Source organism: Chitinophaga sp. 9-1-y, from assembly GCF_059511905.2.
This window is the reverse complement of sequence record NZ_CM197955.1, coordinates 5,874,507-5,893,341: the sequence shown is the minus strand read 5'-3', so window position 1 is coordinate 5,893,341 and position 18,835 is coordinate 5,874,507. Positions and strand designations below refer to the sequence as shown.

Here is an 18,835-nt window from a genome sequence, read left to right as displayed (position 1 = left end):
TTCCTTGATTGCAGCTGAAAAGCTGGTGATTATAAAGTCAGTAAACTATCCATGGGCAGGCTGCGCGGGGCGATTTCAATGCCATCGCGGATATTGCGTACGCCTTCACATACAATTCGTTCGCCGGGTTGCAGACCGGATTTAACGATGTAGAAATGTGCAAAGCGGGCAGCTGGAATAAAGTTTTTCATCTTCACTTTATTGGCGGCATCTACTACGAATACGTAGTTTTTGTCCTGCATTTCGAATACTGCTTTCTGCGGAATAATCACTGCGCTATCCATTTCGGTGGTGAGCCGTACTTTACCACTGGCGCCATGTTTGAGGAGTTTGGAAGGGTTGGGAAAGCGTGCCCGGAACGCAATAGAGCCGGTGTTTTCCTCAAATTCGCCTTCTATGGTTTCTATGTGGCCGGTGTGGTGATAATCGGAGCCATCTGCCAGCACGAGGGCCACCTGGCGATAACTGTTATCTCCTTTTGCCAATGCTTTATTGTATTGGAGGTATTCTGTTTCCGATACGTTGAAGTAGGCATATATTTCACGTGTATCCGACACCGTAGTGAGCAGGGTACCTTCACTGATGAGACTTCCTTTTTTCAGTGGAATACGATCTACAATACCATCGAAAGGTGCGCGGATGCTGGTGTAAGACAAGTGCATTTCCGCATTGTCGGCGGCAGAGCGGGCTTCTTCAATTTTAGCCTGGGCCGCAGCGAGTTTGGCTTTGGCTACTTCCAGTTCGGAGGCGGCTACTACTTTTTTCTCTACCAGCATGGTAACCCGATCCAGCTCCAGCGCAGCGGCTTTGCTTTCTGCAATCATGCTACTCAGTACTGCTTTTGCTTTGGTGAGTTCTGCACGGTATTCTGCGTCGCTGATGCCAAAAAGCAATTGCCCTTTTTTTACTTCCTGGCCTTCATCGATGTATATTTTATCGAGGAAACCGTTTACCCGTGCACGTATTTCCACGTTTTGCACGGCCTGTATATCTGTTACATAGGAACGGTGCAGGATGGTATCTTTAGTAACCAGTACCGCAACCGGCAATGTTTTTAAGTCTTCTTTATGAGTACTTTCTCCTTTGGTGGCACAACCAGCCATAAAAAGGGCGCTCAGCGATGCAAGGATCCCTGTATATTGACGCATAGCAATAAAATATTGATCCCGGTTTGCCCGGAATAGGTGAATACAACACAGTAAGATGCTATTCCGCTATGGTAGCAGAAAAGGTAGGCATCTCCCTAAAAAAAATTACAAACAAAAATGCTGGTGTAGTGTATTCAGAAGGGGGTAAACCGGAAGAGGAATGAGTAGTACGCCGGCAAAAAGGATTTCTGACGTTCGTATTCTCCGGTTTTGTTAACAGGAATATATATGCTGCGAGCAGTATTGTCTGCATCGAGGTATACGATACGGGTGGCGGTACTCACCTGTGGTGCGGTAGCAGAGATATACCAGCGGGTTTTACGCCGGTGTTTTGTTACCTGCCATACATCGATACCATCATCATCGGCTTCCAGTTGTATAGGAAGTTTCTGAACGAGGTTTTCCAGTTGATTTTGCTGCGTTTGTTGTAGTGCGATATCGCGCAGCATCAAATGGCGATGCGCTGAAAACACAGGCAGGGTACCGGTTACCAGCTGTAAACACAGCAGGAAGCAAACCGTTGTCCAGTGTTTTAATATGTGTAAGCGCTCGCTCATGAATCAACGAAATTAATTATTTTAAATTTATTTGTCCGTTAGTTTATTGTAAAGGAAATATTTTTGGATGACCGGTAAGCACAAAATAAAAGGCCGTCTCGAGAGAGACAGCCTTTTCCACTCAGCACAGGATTGAATTGTTAACTATTTGATAGCCTGCATCGCTGATTTAGCTGCGGCGATGGTAGCGTCGAGATCTTCAGTAGTGAGTGCATTACACATGAACCAGCTTTCAAAAGCAGAAGGCGGCAGGTATACACCACGTTCCAGCATAGCATGGAAGAAGCGTTTAAATAATTCATTATTGGCGGCAGAAGCAGCAGAAAAATCAACGATCGGATATTCGGTGAAATGTGCACTCAGCATGGATCCCATTTGATTAATGCTGTGTACAACACCTGCAGCACCGAAGGCTTCTTTTAATCCGTTTACCAGGTAACTGGCTTTTTCTTCCAGTTGCTGATAGATAACAGGATTATCGTTGAGGGTGTTTAACAGGGTATATCCGGCAATCATGGCAATCGGGTTACCACTTAAAGTACCTGCCTGGTATACTTTTCCGGCAGGGGCCAGGTTTTCCATGATTTCTTTCGGACCTGCTACAGCGCCCACCGGCATACCGGCGCCAATAATTTTTCCGAAGGTAACGAGGTCGGCTTTGATGCCCAGTAATTCCTGAGCGCCGCCACGAGCCAGCCTGAAGCCGGTCATTACTTCATCAAATATCAGGAGGATGTTATTGGCATCACAAATTTTGCGCAGTCCTTCCAGGAAGCCGGGCTGAGGTAAAATACAACCCATATTACCGGCTACCGGTTCTATGATAATGGCGGCAATTTCAGCGCCATGTTCTGCTACCAGTTGCTCTACGGCAGGTAAGTTATTATAAGGAGCGGTAAGGGTATCTTCTGCTACCGTAGCGGTTACGCCAGGAACAGATTGAATGCCCAATGTAGCCACGCCACTGCCGGCGCTTACCAGGAACGCATCTGCGTGACCATGGTAGCAGCCTTCAAATTTGATGAACTTGTTACGGCCGGTATAGCCTCTTGCCAGCCTGAGGGCGGTCATACAGGCTTCTGTACCTGAGTTCACCATGCGTACCATGTCGATATTAGGTACCATGGATACGATCAGTTCCGCGATTTTAATCTCCAATTCAGTGGGTGCACCAAAAGAGGTGGAGTAGGTAGCATATTCCTGAATGGCTTTGATCACCGGCTCATAGGCATGGCCAAGGATCATGGGGCCCCAGGAGTTGATGTAATCGATATATTTGTTGCCATCTACATCGTACATGTAGGCACCCTTTGCGCGTTCCATAAAAATGGGTGTGCCGCCTACACTTTTAAATGCTCTTACGGGAGAATTCACACCGCCGGGAATTACCTGCTTTGCTTTCCCGAATAACATTTCACTTTTGCTGTACATCTGGTGGTGATTTATTATTTTATGCAAGATAGGAAATTATGCATTGAGCAGTCGCACCGCATCTTTTGCGAAGTAGGTGGCAATCAGGTCGGCACCTGCGCGTTTCATGCTGGTCATCGTTTCCAGGATGGCTTTGTTTTCATCGAGCCAGCCTCTTTCTGCTGCTGCTTTTATCATTGCATATTCTCCGCTCACATGATAAGCGCTAACGGGAACGGTAGTACGATCTTTAATGATGCGCATAATATCCAGGTACGCCATCGCTGGTTTTACCATCACGATGTCGGCTCCTTCTTCAATGTCCATCAATGTTTCCTTGATGGCTTCGCGGGAATTGGCGTAATCCATCTGGTAGGTTTTTTTATCACCAAATCCGGGTGCAGAATCCAGTGCATCACGGAAAGGACCGTAGAAACAGGAAGCATATTTGGCGCTATAGGCCATGATACCGGTTTTATCGAAACCATTTTCTTCCAGGATGTTACGGATGGCAAGGATACGGCCGTCCATCATATCGCTGGGTGCTACGAAGTCGGCGCCGGCTTGTGCATGGCTGAGGCTCATGCGTGCCAGTACTTCCACAGTACGGTCGTTCACAATTTCGGTGCCTTCTACAATACCGTCATGACCATAAGAAGAATAAGGATCCAGGGCTACATCGGTCATCACTACCATATCAGGAATGGCATCTTTGATACCACGGATGGCGCGTTGCATTAACCCGTTAGGGTTTACTGCTTCTGTTCCTTTATTATCTTTTACACTATCCGGTGCTTTTACAAATAGTAATACACTTTTAATACCCAGGCTCCAGAGTTCTTTGGCTTCCTTAATGGTAAGGTCCAGTGAATACCTGAAATAACCTGGCATAGAGCTGATCTCGTCCTTCACATTTTCTCCTTCGGTAATGAATAAGGGGGCAATAAAATCGCTGGGCCTTACTATTGTTTCCGCTACCATTGCACGAATGGCGGGAGATACTCTTAAAATTCTGTTTCTTCTGATCATCTTTATAAAAATTTATAGTTTTTATATAGTGGGCTTTATCCAGTCGCGTGGTTTCAGGAATTCCTGTAATTGCGCTTCCGGGCTACCGGGCACCGTATGGAAGTCGTATTCCCAGCGGGCTACCGGCGGCAGGCTCATCAGGATAGACTCCGTGCGGCCATTGGTTTTTAAGCCAAAGAGGGTGCCTCTGTCGTGGATGAGATTGAACTCCACGTAACGACCACGTCTATACGCCTGCCAGCTTCTGTGGGCTTCGGTGTAAGGTACCTGTTTGTTTTTTTCCACGAGCGGGAGATAGGCTTCCAGGAAAGCGTTTCCATTGGCTTTGGAGAAGGCCAGTCTTTCTTCCGCGGTGGTATTGGCGTCCGGGCGCAGGTAGTCGTAGAATATACCGCCTATGCCACGGGCTTCATTGTCGCGATGTTTATTCACAAAATATTCATCGCAGTGTTTTTTATATTTTGGGTAGAGGTCTGCTCCGAAAGGATCACAGGCATTTTTGAAGGTTTGATGAAAATGAATACCATCTTTTTCCTCCAGGTAGTAAGGGGTGAGGTCAGCGCCGCCACCAAACCAGCTGTCTTTCAGTGTTCCATCTTGTTCGTATAATTCGAAGTAGCGGAAGTTGGCATGTACGGTAGGTACAAAAGGATTCACCGGGTGGATCACCAGGGAGATACCGCAGGCCATGAATTTGCTGTTGGTAACGCCAAACTGTTGTGCCATTACTTCCGGTAGTTCGCCATGCACGATAGAAGTGCTGACGCCGCCTTTTTCAAATACATTACCATTGGCAATTACGCGCGATTTGCCACCACCGCCGCCGGGGCGTTCCCAGAGGTCTTCCCGGAAAGTAGCTTTCCCGTCTGCTTTTTCCAGTGCGGCGCAGATTTGATCCTGCAGGCCGTGGATAAAGGTGATGAATTGATCTTTTAGCATTTAGCAGTTAGCATTTAGCTTTTAGAGTGTTTTGTTGTTTAATTTTTTAGTATTAGCTGTTATGAGTTATTAATAGCTAACAGCTAATGGCTAACAGCTGCACTTATCCGTGTGCTTTAACTGTTTCCACAAATGCTTTGGCGTGATCTACCGGTACGTTTGGTAAGATGCCGTGTCCGAGGTTAGCGATGTAACGTTGTCTGCCAAAGCCTTTCAACATTTCTTTCACTGCCTTTTCAATTTCAGGGATAGGCGCCAGCAATTTAGCCGGATCGAAGTTACCCTGCAGGGTGATGTTATCGCCGGCAAACTGACGCGCTAAATGCGGCTTAATGCACCAGTCGATGCCCAGACCATGTGCGCCGGTAGCGGCCATATCTTCCAGTGCAAACCAGGCGCCTTTGGCGAATACAATCGTAGGGCAAACATCTTTCATGGCGGCTACGATCTGGCGGATATATTGTAAAGAGAATATTTCGAAATCCTGCGGACTGAGTAAGCCACCCCAGGAGTCAAATACCTGTACAGTATCGGCGCCTGCTGCTACCTGTGCTTTCAGGTAAGCAATGGTGGTATCAGTAATCATTTGCAGCAGCTGATGTGCTACGGCTGGTTGTTGGTAGCAGAATGCTTTTGCTTCATCGAACGTTTTGGAGCCTTTACCCTGCACCATGTAGCAGAGAAGGGTCCAGGGAGCGCCACCAAAGCCAATCAGGGGCACCCGGCCATCCAGTGTTTTTTTGGTGAGTTTCAGGGCATCGAATACGTAGTGTAATCTTTCCTGAACATCGGGAACGCATAAACGCTGCAGGTCTTGTGCCGATTTGATAGGGGCAGGGAGTAAGGGGCCTACTTTTTCTACCAGCTGTACTTCCATGCCCATGGCTTGTGGCACAACAAGGATGTCAGAAAAAATAATGGCAGCATCTACACCTACCTGGTCCACCGGCATCACGGTTATTTCTGTGGCCAGTTCCGGGTTTTCGCAGCGTTCAAAAAAGGAATATTTATCACGCAGTTTGATATAGTCCGGGAGATAGCGACCAGCCTGACGCATCATCCATACGGGTGTGCGGGAAACGGTTTCACCTTTAAGGGCCTTCAGCAATAAGTCGTTCTTCAATGCGCTCATTCGTAGCAGTTAAATGTTGTTAAAATAAAATATAGCTGTTTGCACCATACTGGCTTCATCAGTACCAGTGCTTGTAATAATCTTGTTGTTGGTATGCCCCTGCAGTGCTTTGGCGGTAGTGGTGCCGATAGCGAAGCATACGGTGTCCCATGACGGCGTGTTATTGGTAAAGTAGCTTTTAACCGCACTGGGACTGAAAAAAAATATCCCGTTGTAATCTGTTGCCACCACTTCAGCCGTGGGAATATTTTCGTAAATCACATATTCGGTGACGGCGATGTTGGCCGCTTTGAGCATGTCAGGTAATTCGTCTCTGCGTTGATTACCGCAGAAGAAATTTACCGCTTTGATATCGCCCCGTTGAATAATGGCGTTAGCGAGGTCTTTGCCATAGTCGGCTTCTGCCAGTATTTGAGGGTCGAAGAATTTCTCTTCCACTGTTTTCCTGGTATTGCCGGCGATACAACATACTTTGGCGTTCGGAATCAGGAACCACTGGCCTTCCTGTGAAAAGTAATATTCGACCAGGATTTTTACCGCATTAGCGCTGGTGAATACCTGCACGTTATTAGTATCAAATACCTGCAGGATTCTTTCTTTGCCTACCAGTGCTTCATTGAATAGTGGCTTTATCTGGATAAAGTCTTTTACTTCGATGTGCACACCTCTCTCAGCAGCTGTAGCGATGGTGCTGGCAGCGAGTGGTCTGGTGCATAATATGCGGTATTTATCATTTGACATTTCTGATCTGTGCTACAATTTGAGCGCCGCCTTGCGCCATAATTTCTTCTGCTGCCGCCTGACCGAGGTGTTGTGCCTGGTCCAGAGGCACTTCCCGTGAAGTGCTGAAAAAGCTGCTGCCATCGAGGCTGCAAAGTTCACCGCTGAAATGTACGGTATTATCTTTTATGTAAGCGTAAGCGCTGATAGGGGTGGTGCAGCCGCCCATCAGGGTACGTAAAAATTCGCGTTCAATATGGGTGGCGAGGGCGGTAGGCGCATCGTTAAATGCAGCGCAGGCGTCACGACAGAAAGTATCATCTTCCCGGCAAACAGCTACCACTGCGCCTTGTGCGGGAGCGGGTAACATCCAGTCGAGGTCGATGGAGTTAGCGGGGCGTACATTGATCCTTTCCAGTCCGGCTACGGCAAAGATGGCGCCGTCCCAGTGTTCATTCGCCAGTTTTTGCAGGCGGGTATTCACATTGCCACGGAGGTTATGCAGCTGGTGCTGTGGATATTTCCGAAGCCACTGTGCTTTCCGGCGAACACTGCTGGTGGCAATGTTGGCGATATAGCCTGGTTGTTCCAGGAAATCAGTATTGGTTTTATATACCAGCAAATCTTTTACAGGACCACGTTTTAGGATGGCGCCATGTACTATTTGCTGTGGTAATTGTGTAGGAACGTCTTTGAAAGAGTGAACAGCAATGTCGATACGATTATTGAGCAATGCGAGGTCCAGGCTTTTAGTGAAGATGCCTTGTACGCCTATTTCGTACAGGGGAGTAACGAGGTCAATATCGCCTTCGCTTTTAATGGGCACCAATTCGGTGCGGTAATCTTGTGCGGTGAGCAAATCATTTACCTGGTGTGCCTGCCATAAGGCCAGTTGACTTTCCCTGGTGCCTATCCTGATAACTTTATCCATTGGTTTATTCCTGGTTAACGCCGGTCTCAAAAATATCGTTGATCATGGCAATGTATTGGTCGCTTTTATCTGTTTCTTTGCGGACCTTTCCTGCCATGAGATTAATCATTTTCTGTATAATGCGGGAGGATACCAGTTCAATATCTTCTATGTTGTAGTGGCCTCCGTTTTTCTGTTGTTGTATTTCACGGGTATGTATTTCGTGCAGTTTATCTTTTACTGCTTTCAATACTACCGCGTGTTTACGCATTTTATACCAGTAGAGGAATTCCTCCATGTGTTCATCAATGATAGCAATGGCTTTTGGCACTTCGCCCAGCCTGTTTTGCAGGGTTTCATCCTGTACTTTCGACAGTTCATCCACATTTACCAGGGTAATATGCGGAAGGTCGCCCACGGCCGCTTCTACGTTAAATGGAATAGAGAGGTCTACAATGAGTTTGGGGGATGTTTGGTGTAGGTGATGTGTTAATACAGTGGGGTGTGGCGCATTGGAGGCCACCAGTATTACATCTGCTGCCTGCATTTCACTGACCATGTTTTCGTAAGGGGCGTATTTCAATCCGTGTTGATCGGCGAAATCCGCTGCCACTTGCATGGTGCGGTTAATGAGGGTGACTTCTTTTACACCCAGGTATTCAATCATGTTTTTGCAGGTATTGCGGCCTATTTTGCCTACACCCAGCAACACAACTTTTTTATCTTTTATATCAGGACAAATGCGTTCCAGCATCCTAACGGTGGCGAAAGCCACAGATACAGTGCCTTTGCTGAGTCCTGTTTCTGTTTTAATGAGTTTGGAAACCTGTAATACGCTGTTTACGAGTCTTTCCAGGAAACTGCCGAGGCATTGATGTGCTTTGGCAAATTTGGTGGCATTGCGTATCTGTCCGATAATTTCATAATCGCCCAGGATCTGGGAATCCAGACCGGTACCTACCTGGTATAAATGTCTTACTGCTTCTTCTCCTGACTTGATATAGGCTAATTCTTCGAGTTGGCTTCTATCTCCGTTAGATTCCGTGCATAGTAAGTCTATCAGCTGCCCGGGATTGGCCGCAAATCCGTATACTTCTGTTCTGTTACACGTGGATAGTACAAAGAGATCGTCTAGTTGCACCGTCCTGGCATGCTCCAGGAGTTGTTGATACTGTGCCGGATTGATGGCGTATAATCCCCTGATAGCAGCGTCTGTTTTCTTATAGTTGATGCCAACGATATGAAAATTTGCTATTTCTTTTGAATGACTGACCTGCATGTTTTTGTATAAGCTTCCGGTTGCAAAAGTACTTTCATACGTTCCAAACAAGTGGGTTTAGGCTGTCATTAGTGTGTCATTTCTACTACTGGTAATCAGTACGACGAAAAAATGATTTTTATCAGTTTTTATTCTTTACAAAAGGATGACAAGAGAGAAGCGCGCGCCGAAAGCTGAAAGCAGAAAGCAAAAAGCCATGGAAGCGAGGATCAGCGTGGGTATTGAAATAGTTAAACGCGTTGGTAGCTTTTTGCTTTTTGCTTTCAGCTTTCGGCTTTTTCCTTAGCTTTGCCCCAATTTATAAAAGGAAATGGTAGCTAAATCTGATGTTGGAATAGTATTGATGAATCTTGGATCGCCTGATTCTACGGCTGTACCGGATGTAAAGCGTTATCTGATAGAGTTCCTCATGGACAAGCGCGTGATCGACTATCCATGGTTATTCCGTAAGATATTGATAGAAGGTATCATTGTACCGAAACGCGCTGAACAATCTGCGAAGGCCTATGCGTCTATCTGGTGGGAAGAAGGGTCTCCGCTGGTAGCATTAACCAGGCAATTACAGATGGCTGTGCAGAATGATATGGAGATACCGGTGGAAATAGCCATGCGTTATGGCAATCCAAGCCCGGAAGTAGCGTATAACAACCTGTTGAAGCAGCATCCGGATTTGAAGGAAGTGGTGTTGTTGCCATTGTATCCGCATTATGCCATGTCTTCTTATGAAACGGCGGTGGAGTATGCACAGGAGATTTACCGTAAGAAGAAATATAAATTTAAGTTATCTACTATTCCGCCATTTTATGATGAGCCGGACTATATCAATGCATTAAGTGAAAGTATGCGTCCATATCTCCAGCAGGAGTATGATTACGTATTATTCAGCTATCATGGTTTACCGGAAAGGCATATGCGTAAAGCTGATCCTACCGGGGCACATTGTATGAAAGTGACAGATTGTTGTCATGTGAAGTCGGCCGCCTCTCCTTTCTGTTATCGTCACCAGATCACGGTCACCACCGAACTGGTAGCGGAGCAGTTGGGATTACCCCGCGAAAAATGGGGGATCTCTTTCCAGTCGCGCCTGGGACGTGAAGAGTGGTTGAAGCCTTATACGGCCGGGTTGTTGGAAACGTTGCCTGCTGAGGGAAAGAAAAAGCTGTTGATTGTATGTCCGGCGTTCGTATCTGATTGCCTGGAAACGCTGGAGGAGATTGCAGTAGAAGGAAAGCATTCCTTCCTAAGCAGCGGAGGGGAAACGTTTACCATGATCCCTTGTTTGAATATACATCCGATGTGGGTAAAAGCCGTCGTGAAATATTGCACGGAAATCATTGCCAAAGAACAAGTAGTCTAATCTTTCCATATGTCTGAACAACCCGTTTTGATCATTGGCGCCGGCATCGCCGGGCTGAGTATTGCATATGAACTGCAAAAGTTGCAGGTGCCTTACCTGGTGCTGGAAGCAGCTGATCATTCGGGTGGTGTGATGCATTCTTTCCGGGAAAATGGGTTTGAGCTGGATGCCGGCGCCAATACCATTGCCGCTACGCCCGAAGTATTGGCATTTTTCCGGGAACTGGGGCTGGAAGCGGATATACTGGAAGCCAGTGCTGCCAGTAAAAATCGCTTCCTGGTCAGAAACAATCAATTGCATGGGGTTTCCCCACATCCTTTCAAAATCATGGCTTCGTCTTACCTGAGTAGGGGCAGCAAATGGCGGCTGTTTACGGAGAGCTTTCGTAAATCCGCTCCTGTTGCGGGTGAAGAGAGTGTGACTGATTTTGTGAGCAGACGATTTAATAAAGAAATTGCGGATTATGTATTTGATCCGGTATTATCCGGTATTTATGCGGGACATCCTGACCGCATGAGCATTGCCGAAGTATTGCCCGCTTTACCGCGATGGGAGCAGGAATACGGCAGTGTTACCAAAGGATTGATGAAGAATAAAGCCGCTATGGGGGGCAGAAAAATCATCAGTTTCAAAGGTGGCAACCAGGTACTCACCCATCGTTTAACACAGTTACTGACCACACCTGTACGTTTTAATTGCAACATCACTGCTATTAGTCGCACCAATGACGGCTATATGGTAAACGCTGTGGAAAACGGCGTTTCAACCAGCATTGCGGCTGCCAAAGTAGTGATTACTACGCCAGCTTACAGCACGGCAAATATGATTACCGCGCTGGACACTACTACTGCCACACTTTTACGTGAAGTGCCTTATCCCCGCATGGGCGTATTACACCTGGGGTTTGACGCTTCTGCGCTACCACAGCCGCTGGAAGGTTTCGGCTTTTTGGTGCCACATGCAGAAAATAAGCATTTCCTCGGGGCGATCTGCAATTCTGCTATTTTCCCGGAGAAAGCACCTGCAGGAAAAATATTGTTTACTGTATTTATGGGCGGCGCCAGGCAGGAGCTGTTGTTTGATCAGCTGAATACTACTGCATGGCAGCAACAGGTGGTGAAAGAAATCACCACTATCCTGCATTTAACGGCTCCTCCGGTGATGCAGCGATTTAGTACCTGGCCCAAAGCGATTCCTCAATTGAATGTCGGGCATGCAAAGTTGCGCGGTGCGGTGGCTGATTTTGAAAAACAATATCCAGGCATATTTATCCAGGGAAACTACCTGCAAGGCGTAGCTATCCCGGCTTTACTACAAAATGCGGCCACTTTCGCCGCTTCACTCACTAAAAATTAATTCCGGAAAATAGTTCGTTGTTGGCGTTTTTTCTTTAAATTCCATTATAAATTTCCACCAGATGATTGCAGGAATTTTAAAGGAAAAAAACAGCGAAACCAGGGTATCTCTTGTCCCTGAAGTAGTAAAGCAACTGCAGCAAATGTCGGTAACCGTGTGGGTGGAGCAGGGAGCCGGCAACAATGCGTTCTATAACGACGAAGCCTATATGCAGGCGGGAGCATTGATAAAAACAGCGGCAGACATCCTTTCCGGTGCAGACATCATTTTTACGCTGCAGCCTCCTTCCCGGGAGCTGGCAGACCAGGTGCCAGCAGGAAAAATCATTGTTGGTATACTGCAACCACTGTATCGTGTAAACGAAGTGGAATACTGGGCTTCCCGTAACATTACTTCTTTCAGTTTAGATACTATTCCCCGCACCACCCGGGCACAGGTCATGGATGTACTCAGTTCCCAGGCCAATATTGCCGGCTATAAAGCCGTATTGCTGGCAGCGTATAGTTATGGGCGTTATTTTCCCATGTTAATGACTGCGGCAGGTAGTATTGCGCCGGCGAAAGTGTTGATATTGGGAGCGGGCGTGGCCGGATTGCAGGCCATTGCTACTGCCCGTCGTTTGGGAGCGGTGGTAGAAGTATTTGATACCCGTCCGGCGGTGAAAGAAGAGGTGATGAGCCTGGGGGCGAAATTTGTGGAAGTAGCAGGAGCTGCGGATGCATCTGCTGCCGGCGGTTATGCGGTAGAGCAAACAGAAGCCTATAAACAACAACAGCAACAACGGATTGCAGAAAGTATTGCCAAAGCAGATATTGTGATTACCACGGCACAAATTCCCGGCAGGGCAGCGCCTATATTGGTAAGCAATGAAATGATGGACCGTATGCGGGCAGGCTCCGTGATTGTGGACCTGGCAGCCGCCACCGGTGGTAATACCAGTCAAACAAAGAACAATGAAACCGTGCATTATAACGGCGTTACCATTATCGGTGACTCCAATCTGCCCGCTACCATGCCTGCCGATGCCAGCAAGTTATATGCAAAGAATGTATTCAATTTTCTGAAACTGATCCTTACCAGGGAAGGCGTCCTGCACCTGGATTTTGAAGATGATATCGTACGCGGCGCCTGTATCACACATAACGGAGCAATAGTGAATGACCGCGTGAAAAGCATGATGCAGCCTGCTTAATAGCCTCACTGGGATTGTAAATACCTGTTCAACATGGAATATATTTTTGCTTTTCTTCACCAGCATATTGACCTGATTTACATTGTTATCCTATCTGTTTTTTTGGGGGTGGAAGTCATTTCAAGAGTACCATCTGTATTACATACGCCGCTGATGAGTGGTGCCAACGCCATTCACGGCGTGGTGATCATAGGGGCCATTATTGTAATGGGAAAAGCGGAGCCGGATAATTATATAGCATTGGTTATCGGTTTTCTGGCCGTGATATTGGGCACTATCAACGTGGTGGGCGGCTTTGTGGTAACAGACCGCATGCTGGAGATGTTTAAGGGTAAAAAGAAATGAACCAGTGATTAGCCATTAGCTTTTAGCTGCTAGCAAATGCAGCGAAGAAGGTAATAGGTTAATCTCTGCTGCATTTGCTAACAGCTAATGGCTAACGGCTAAAATAATCAATATGGGATCCAGCATTTTATCAATTATCTACCTGATCGGCTCTGTTACTTTTATCCTCGGACTAAAGATGTTAAGCAAACCGGATACTGCCCGTAAAGGCAATCTGATAGCGGCTGGGGGGATGTCATTGGCGATTGTGGGCACTATCTTTCTTTACCGGGTAAATGATGCCCCTCTGCATAATTATGGCTGGATATTTTCCGGGTTGTTGATTGGAGGGGTGATTGGAGTATTGTCTGCCAAAAAAGTAAAGATGACCGCCATGCCGGAAATGGTGAGTATGTTCAATGGCATGGGAGGTGCTTGTGCGGCGTTAATTTCTATTGTAGAATTTAATCATATTCATGCACTGATCCGCAATTTATACGCACCTGTTTCAGATGATCACCTGGTGTTGCAATTGCTGGAATCATCTGCTTCCAGGGGCACTGTACTGATTATATTACTCAGCCTGGTGATTGGAGCGGTATCTTGCGCGGGCAGTATTATTGCCTGGGGGAAACTGGCCGGTAAAGTGAAGGATTTTTCTTTTAAAGGACAACACCTGGTAAATTTGGGCGTGCTGGCGCTGATTGTGGCGTTATCCGTTTGGCTGTTAATGATATTTGCGGTTTCACCCGGCACTGGTATCCTTGTTTTCTATATTATTTTCCTGCTGGCAATATTTTACGGTGTATTGTTTGTGCTCCCGATTGGCGGCGCTGATATGCCTGTTGTGATTTCTTTGCTCAATTCCTTTACGGGCGTAGCTGCTGCCTGTGGCGGATTCCTGTACAGTAACCCGGTGATGCTCACAGGTGGTATCCTCGTGGGTTCTGCTGGTACTATCCTGACCATCCTGATGTGTAAGGCTATGAACCGTTCTCTTAAGAATGTGCTGATAGGTTCTTTTGGTGCTGGTGCCGGCGCTTCGGCTGCTGGTGGAAAAGAGCAGGGTAGCTATAAGGAAATCAGTTTAAGTGATGCGGCTGTGGTAATGGCCTATGCCAATAAAGTGATCATTGTACCCGGGTATGGATTGGCGGTAGCGCAGGCCCAGCACGTATGTCATGAGCTGGAGAAACTGTTGGAGGAAAAGGGGGTAGAAGTGAAATATGCTATTCATCCGGTAGCGGGTCGTATGCCCGGACATATGAACGTGTTGCTGGCAGAGGCGGATGTGCCCTATGAGAAGTTGTTGGAGATGGAAGATGCCAACGCAGAGTTTCCTACCACGGATGCGGTATTGATCCTCGGCGCCAATGATGTGGTAAATCCTGCCGCCAAAAATGATCCTGCCAGCCCTATTTACGGTATGCCTATACTGGAAGTAGAAAATGCGAAAGTGGTTATCGTGAATAAGCGTAGTATGAAACCGGGATATGCCGGTATTGAAAATGATTTGTTCTTCCAGCCCAAAACGTCCATGCTGTTTGGGGATGCCAAGAAAGTATTGCAGGATTTGCTGACTGCCATTAAAGAGGTATAAAGACAACATCCGCATTTTCATTATTTTTGCGAAAAAACTTCCTTTGTCCAGTCATTTACCAGTAGCGCTGCTTGATTCGTTAGCAGGACTTCCGGGTTATAACCGGGAAACATTTGAACGCGTACATGCTGCCGCAGAAAAAATTACTTCACTGCGGTTGAATCCTAATAAAATCACTTCACCAAAGAAAGCACAACAGGTGCTGCAATCCTTATCTGCTGCCGGTGTGAATAAAGTGCCGTGGAGTCGTGAGGGATACTATTTGCCTGCCAGGCCTTCTTTTACTTTTGATCCATTTTTCCATGCGGGCGCCTATTATGTTCAGGAAGCATCTTCTATGTTCCTGGAGCAGGCGGTACGGGCTACGGTAGATGTATCGGCTCCTTTGAAAGTATTGGATTTATGTGCTGCACCAGGTGGAAAATCGACCTTGCTGCAATCGTTGATCAGCCCCGATAGTTTGCTGGTGGCCAACGAGGTGATTAAAGCCCGTGCGGCTTTACTGGCGGATAATCTTACTAAGTGGGGCGCGGCGAATGTAGTGGTGAGTAATAATGATCCTCGTGATTTTTCGAGGTTACCGGGCTATTTCGACCTGGTGGTGGTAGATGCGCCATGTTCCGGCTCCGGCCTGTTCCGGCGTGATCCTGAGCTGGTGTCTGAGTGGTCGCTGGAAAATGTAACCCTTTGCAGTCAGCGACAGCAACGTATCCTGGCTGATATACTGCCCGCAGTTAAAGAGGATGGCGTGGTGATTTATTCTACCTGCTCTTTTTCTGCCGCAGAAGATGAAGCCATCCTGGACTGGCTGGCTGATCATTTTGAGCTGGAAAATATGACGATACCACTGGAAGAACAATGGGGAATTGTACCAACAGTAACGACTAAACGAAATTGTACCGGGTATCGTTTTTACCCCGACAAGCTGCAGGGAGAAGGGTTTTTCATTGCCTGCTTCCGTAAGCGTAGCGGAGAATCTGTACGCAAAGGCAAAGAAAAGGAGCAAAAGCGGATAGCATTAACGGCGCGGCAACGGGAAGTGCTGATGCCCTGGTTAAAGGTACCTTCCGATTATGAATATTTCCTGCACCAGGAAGAAGTATTGATATTACCACCTTTATTAGCTGCTGACATGCCATTGTTGCAGCAACAATTGTATATTCGCAAAGCGGGTGTTAAAGCGGGGCAACCCGGTCAGAAAGAATTAATTCCTGATCATCAGCTGTCGGCGAGTATGCTGGTAGCAGACCTGGTCCCCACTGTAGATCTGAATTTCCAGCAGGCATTGCAATATCTGCGTAAGGAAGATCCGGGTGTGCCTACTGATGTGAGAGGCTGGGCGCTGGTACGGTATGAAGGAATGAACCTGGGCTGGGCTAAGTTTCTACCCAACCGCATGAATAATTATTACCCGAAAGAATTACGTATCCTGAAAGAAATTACCGGATTGTAAGCATAAGGTGCCACTATTTATCTCGCATTATTGCCAACTTGAAATCCAATGCCAACAGGTATTTGCGGTGAGTGTTTGATGAGAATTGTTCCCGTAGCAGACCACAACAAAAGGCGGATTTTTTCGTTTGGTTTATTAAGTAAAATTGTCAATTTTAACGCATATATTCGTTGCCCGAAATAGCAAATAAATAAATCAGATTTTTTGGTGCTGCTATGGTATAATTAGGTTGTCGTTGGGTAGTAGATACGAGAGCAGAAATATCCGGAGCAGCAGGCAGATCATCAATCATAAACAGAGTTAGTATGGTAAAATCGATTCTATCAATCGTCTTGTTTGGTTTCAGTGCAGGAGCGGTGCAGGCGCAGGACACGCTGCAGGTACAAGGTACTTCCCCCGCCCTTTACATATCCCATGTAGTTAAAAAAGGAGAAAATTTTTATAGCCTCAGCCGTGCATATGGTATTCCACCAAAAGAAATAGCTGCTGCCAATAAAGTATCCATGGAACAAGGGCTACAGCTGGGACATAGTCTGCATATTCCGTTGACCGCAGCTAACTTTTCACAGAAAGCCGATGCTACCGGCAAACCGGTATATCATAAAGTAACCGACAAAGAAACTTTATACCGGGTAAGTGTGAATTATAACAAAGTGCCATTGGATAACATCCGTCAATGGAATAGCTTTTCCGGTGATGGATTGAAGAAGGATAGCTATGTGATCATCGGCTTTATCAAAGCAGGTGGCGCAGCCGGAGACGCCGCTCCTAAAGTGGAAAAAGTGAAAGAGAAAGCGGAACCCGTAGCAGAGCCAGTAGAAACAGTTGCCACACCAGCACCGGCTCCTGTAAAAGAAACGGTGAAGAAAGGAAAAGAGAAAGAAAAAGAAAAGGAGAAAGAAGTGGCCGCTGCTGAGCCGGAAGCCACTGCCGCTGTTACACCACCACCAGCACCAGCGCCTCCGCCAGCGAGACCGGCAGCGGCTAATAGCAGCGCTGATTTTGAGCAGCTGTATGCAGAACAAACCAATAACGGTAAAAAGGCTACTTCCGAGAAAGGCCCTGGTACCTGGTTTAAAAGCAATGCGGTAGGAAAATATTATGCCTTGCACAACACCGCTCCCCGTGGCACCATCATTAAAGTGACCAACCCATTAAACGGTAAAGCTGTATACGCTAAGGTACTGGATGTTATTCCGCAGATGAAAGCCAATGCAGGCCTCATCATTAAGCTGAGCGACAGTGCCATGCAAGCCCTTGGTAATAACGAAACCCGCTTCTATTGCGAGTTGAGTTATGAGAACTAAGCGAATTTTGTCTTATTCAGGATTAAACTGATTAGACTGATTTTATTTTTTTGATTTAAAAAAATTGGGGAAGATAAACGGTAAATGTATCCGCTTATATCTTCCCCAATTTTTTTAAATCAAAAAAATAAAATCAGTCTAATCAGTTTAATCCTGAACAAGACAAAAAAACATTGGCTTTCCCTTTATTGAAAGCGATATCCCCGCAAGAATGCTTCAATATCCATCTTCTTCTTGCCCTCCAGCTGTATTTCATCCAGGTATAAATACCCGTCTGCTGCTGCAATTTTCACATAAGTTTTCTGATCCGTATCAAATTCACCAGGTGCTTTGGATGGGGGTGTATGTTCTTTATGCGCCTTATATATTTTCAGGTTCTTGCCCTGGAAAATGGTCCAGGCAGCCGGATAAGGACTTAGTCCCCTTACGTGGTTATAGACCTTGTCCAGCGGCTGTTGCCAGTTGATCTGGCAGGTTTCCTTGAATATTTTAGGTGCGTGTTTAATATCGGCGGCAGGGATATCGGCTTGTGGTGTGCCTACAGCATTGCCTGCTGCGATGGCCTGCACTGTTTTGAGCAGCAGTGTTGCGCCGGTTTGCATGAGCGCATCATGTAATTCGCCGGCCGTTTCATCTTCCCGGATCGCTACTTTATCGCTGAACAGGATGTCGCCCGTATCGATTTCGTGCTGCAGTTTGAAAGTAGTTACACCCGATACCGTTTCACCGTTGATGATCGCCCAGTTGATAGGGGCGGCACCACGGTAATGCGGCAGCAGCGACGCATGTACGTTGATAGTGCCTTCCGGTGGCATATTCCATACTATTTCCGGTAACATACGGAAGGCTACTACTACCTGCAGATCGGCTTTCAAATCCTTCAAAGTAGCAATGAAATCAGGGTTCTTCAGCTTTTCCGGTTGTAATACGGTTAAGCCTTTGCTTACGGCATATTGTTTTACGGCGCTTTCCTGCAGCTGTAAACCGCGGCCAGCGGGCTTATCGGGCGCAGTAATCACCGCAACAATATTAAAACCATGTTGCACTAATATATCCAGGGAGGCCACGGCGAAATCGGGCGTACCCATAAAAATTATACGGAGATCTTTACTCATAGGGTGC

The 18,835-nt window shown here is 46.8% G+C and carries 17 protein-coding genes; 7 read left to right on the top strand and 10 right to left on the bottom strand.

The window, feature by feature from the left end; all coding sequences use genetic code 11:
• Positions 1-29: 29 nt before the first annotated feature.
• The 9 genes from AC5ZC7_RS23135 to hemA form a co-directional block, all read right to left on the bottom strand.
• Entirely contained in the window at positions 30-1,148 is a 1,119-nt protein-coding gene (locus AC5ZC7_RS23135) for an efflux RND transporter periplasmic adaptor subunit (protein ID WP_496158668.1), read from the bottom strand.
• 134 nt (positions 1,149-1,282) lie between these two features.
• Positions 1,283-1,705: a hypothetical protein gene (locus AC5ZC7_RS23130; RefSeq protein ID WP_496158669.1), complete on the bottom strand. Its 423-nt coding sequence runs from the start codon at positions 1,703-1,705 to the stop codon at positions 1,283-1,285.
• A gap of 144 nt (positions 1,706-1,849) precedes the next feature.
• Positions 1,850-3,136, bottom strand: a complete 1,287-nt coding sequence (gene hemL / locus AC5ZC7_RS23125; protein WP_496158670.1) for a glutamate-1-semialdehyde 2,1-aminomutase — start codon at positions 3,134-3,136, stop codon at positions 1,850-1,852.
• 36 nt (positions 3,137-3,172) lie between these two features.
• Complete coding sequence (gene hemB / locus AC5ZC7_RS23120) at positions 3,173-4,144, bottom strand: porphobilinogen synthase (RefSeq protein ID WP_496158671.1); 972 nt, start codon at positions 4,142-4,144, stop codon at positions 3,173-3,175.
• Between the two features lie 21 nt (positions 4,145-4,165).
• Positions 4,166-5,083 (bottom strand): oxygen-dependent coproporphyrinogen oxidase, encoded by a 918-nt coding sequence (gene hemF / locus AC5ZC7_RS23115; protein WP_496158672.1) that lies wholly within the window; start codon positions 5,081-5,083, stop codon positions 4,166-4,168.
• Between the two features lie 103 nt (positions 5,084-5,186).
• Entirely contained in the window at positions 5,187-6,215 is a 1,029-nt protein-coding gene (gene hemE, locus AC5ZC7_RS23110) for a uroporphyrinogen decarboxylase (protein WP_496158673.1), read from the bottom strand.
• A gap of 9 nt (positions 6,216-6,224) precedes the next feature.
• Positions 6,225-6,956: a uroporphyrinogen-III synthase gene (locus tag AC5ZC7_RS23105; RefSeq protein WP_496158674.1), complete on the bottom strand. Its 732-nt coding sequence runs from the start codon at positions 6,954-6,956 to the stop codon at positions 6,225-6,227.
• On the bottom strand, positions 6,946-7,866 hold the full coding sequence (gene hemC, locus AC5ZC7_RS23100; RefSeq protein ID WP_496158675.1) for a hydroxymethylbilane synthase: 921 nt from the start codon (positions 7,864-7,866) through the stop codon (positions 6,946-6,948). The genes AC5ZC7_RS23105 and hemC overlap by 11 nt, the downstream gene beginning before the upstream one ends.
• Positions 7,867-7,870: 4 nt before the next feature.
• Positions 7,871-9,124 (bottom strand): glutamyl-tRNA reductase, encoded by a 1,254-nt coding sequence (gene hemA / locus AC5ZC7_RS23095; RefSeq protein ID WP_496158676.1) that lies wholly within the window; start codon positions 9,122-9,124, stop codon positions 7,871-7,873.
• Between the two features lie 310 nt (positions 9,125-9,434).
• On the opposite strand from hemA, the gene hemH reads away from it, so the two are divergent.
• From hemH to AC5ZC7_RS23060, 7 genes are all read left to right on the top strand, one after another.
• Positions 9,435-10,481 carry a ferrochelatase gene (gene hemH, locus AC5ZC7_RS23090; protein WP_496158677.1) on the top strand — a complete coding sequence of 349 codons (1,047 nt, stop codon included), beginning with the start codon at positions 9,435-9,437 and terminating at the stop codon, positions 10,479-10,481.
• Between the two features lie 9 nt (positions 10,482-10,490).
• On the top strand, positions 10,491-11,837 hold the full coding sequence (gene hemG, locus AC5ZC7_RS23085) for a protoporphyrinogen oxidase (protein WP_496158678.1): 1,347 nt from the start codon (positions 10,491-10,493) through the stop codon (positions 11,835-11,837).
• A gap of 61 nt (positions 11,838-11,898) precedes the next feature.
• On the top strand, positions 11,899-13,029 hold the full coding sequence (locus AC5ZC7_RS23080; RefSeq protein WP_496158679.1) for a Re/Si-specific NAD(P)(+) transhydrogenase subunit alpha: 1,131 nt from the start codon (positions 11,899-11,901) through the stop codon (positions 13,027-13,029).
• Between the two features lie 33 nt (positions 13,030-13,062).
• Positions 13,063-13,374, top strand: a complete 312-nt coding sequence (locus AC5ZC7_RS23075) for a proton-translocating transhydrogenase family protein (RefSeq protein ID WP_496158680.1) — start codon at positions 13,063-13,065, stop codon at positions 13,372-13,374.
• Positions 13,375-13,486: 112 nt separating this feature from the next.
• Positions 13,487-14,953, top strand: a complete 1,467-nt coding sequence (locus tag AC5ZC7_RS23070; RefSeq protein ID WP_496158681.1) for an NAD(P)(+) transhydrogenase (Re/Si-specific) subunit beta — start codon at positions 13,487-13,489, stop codon at positions 14,951-14,953.
• Positions 14,954-14,996: 43 nt separating this feature from the next.
• A complete protein-coding gene (locus AC5ZC7_RS23065) occupies positions 14,997-16,406 on the top strand; it encodes a methyltransferase RsmF C-terminal domain-like protein (RefSeq protein ID WP_496158682.1) in 1,410 nt (469 codons plus the stop codon).
• Positions 16,407-16,711: 305 nt separating this feature from the next.
• A complete protein-coding gene (locus AC5ZC7_RS23060) occupies positions 16,712-17,713 on the top strand; it encodes a LysM peptidoglycan-binding domain-containing protein (protein WP_496158683.1) in 1,002 nt (333 codons plus the stop codon).
• Between the two features lie 185 nt (positions 17,714-17,898).
• Here AC5ZC7_RS23060 and fmt read toward each other — a convergent pair whose 3' ends face one another.
• Positions 17,899-18,828 carry a methionyl-tRNA formyltransferase gene (gene fmt, locus AC5ZC7_RS23055; RefSeq protein WP_496158684.1) on the bottom strand — a complete coding sequence of 310 codons (930 nt, stop codon included), beginning with the start codon at positions 18,826-18,828 and terminating at the stop codon, positions 17,899-17,901.
• Positions 18,829-18,835 lie beyond the last annotated feature (7 nt).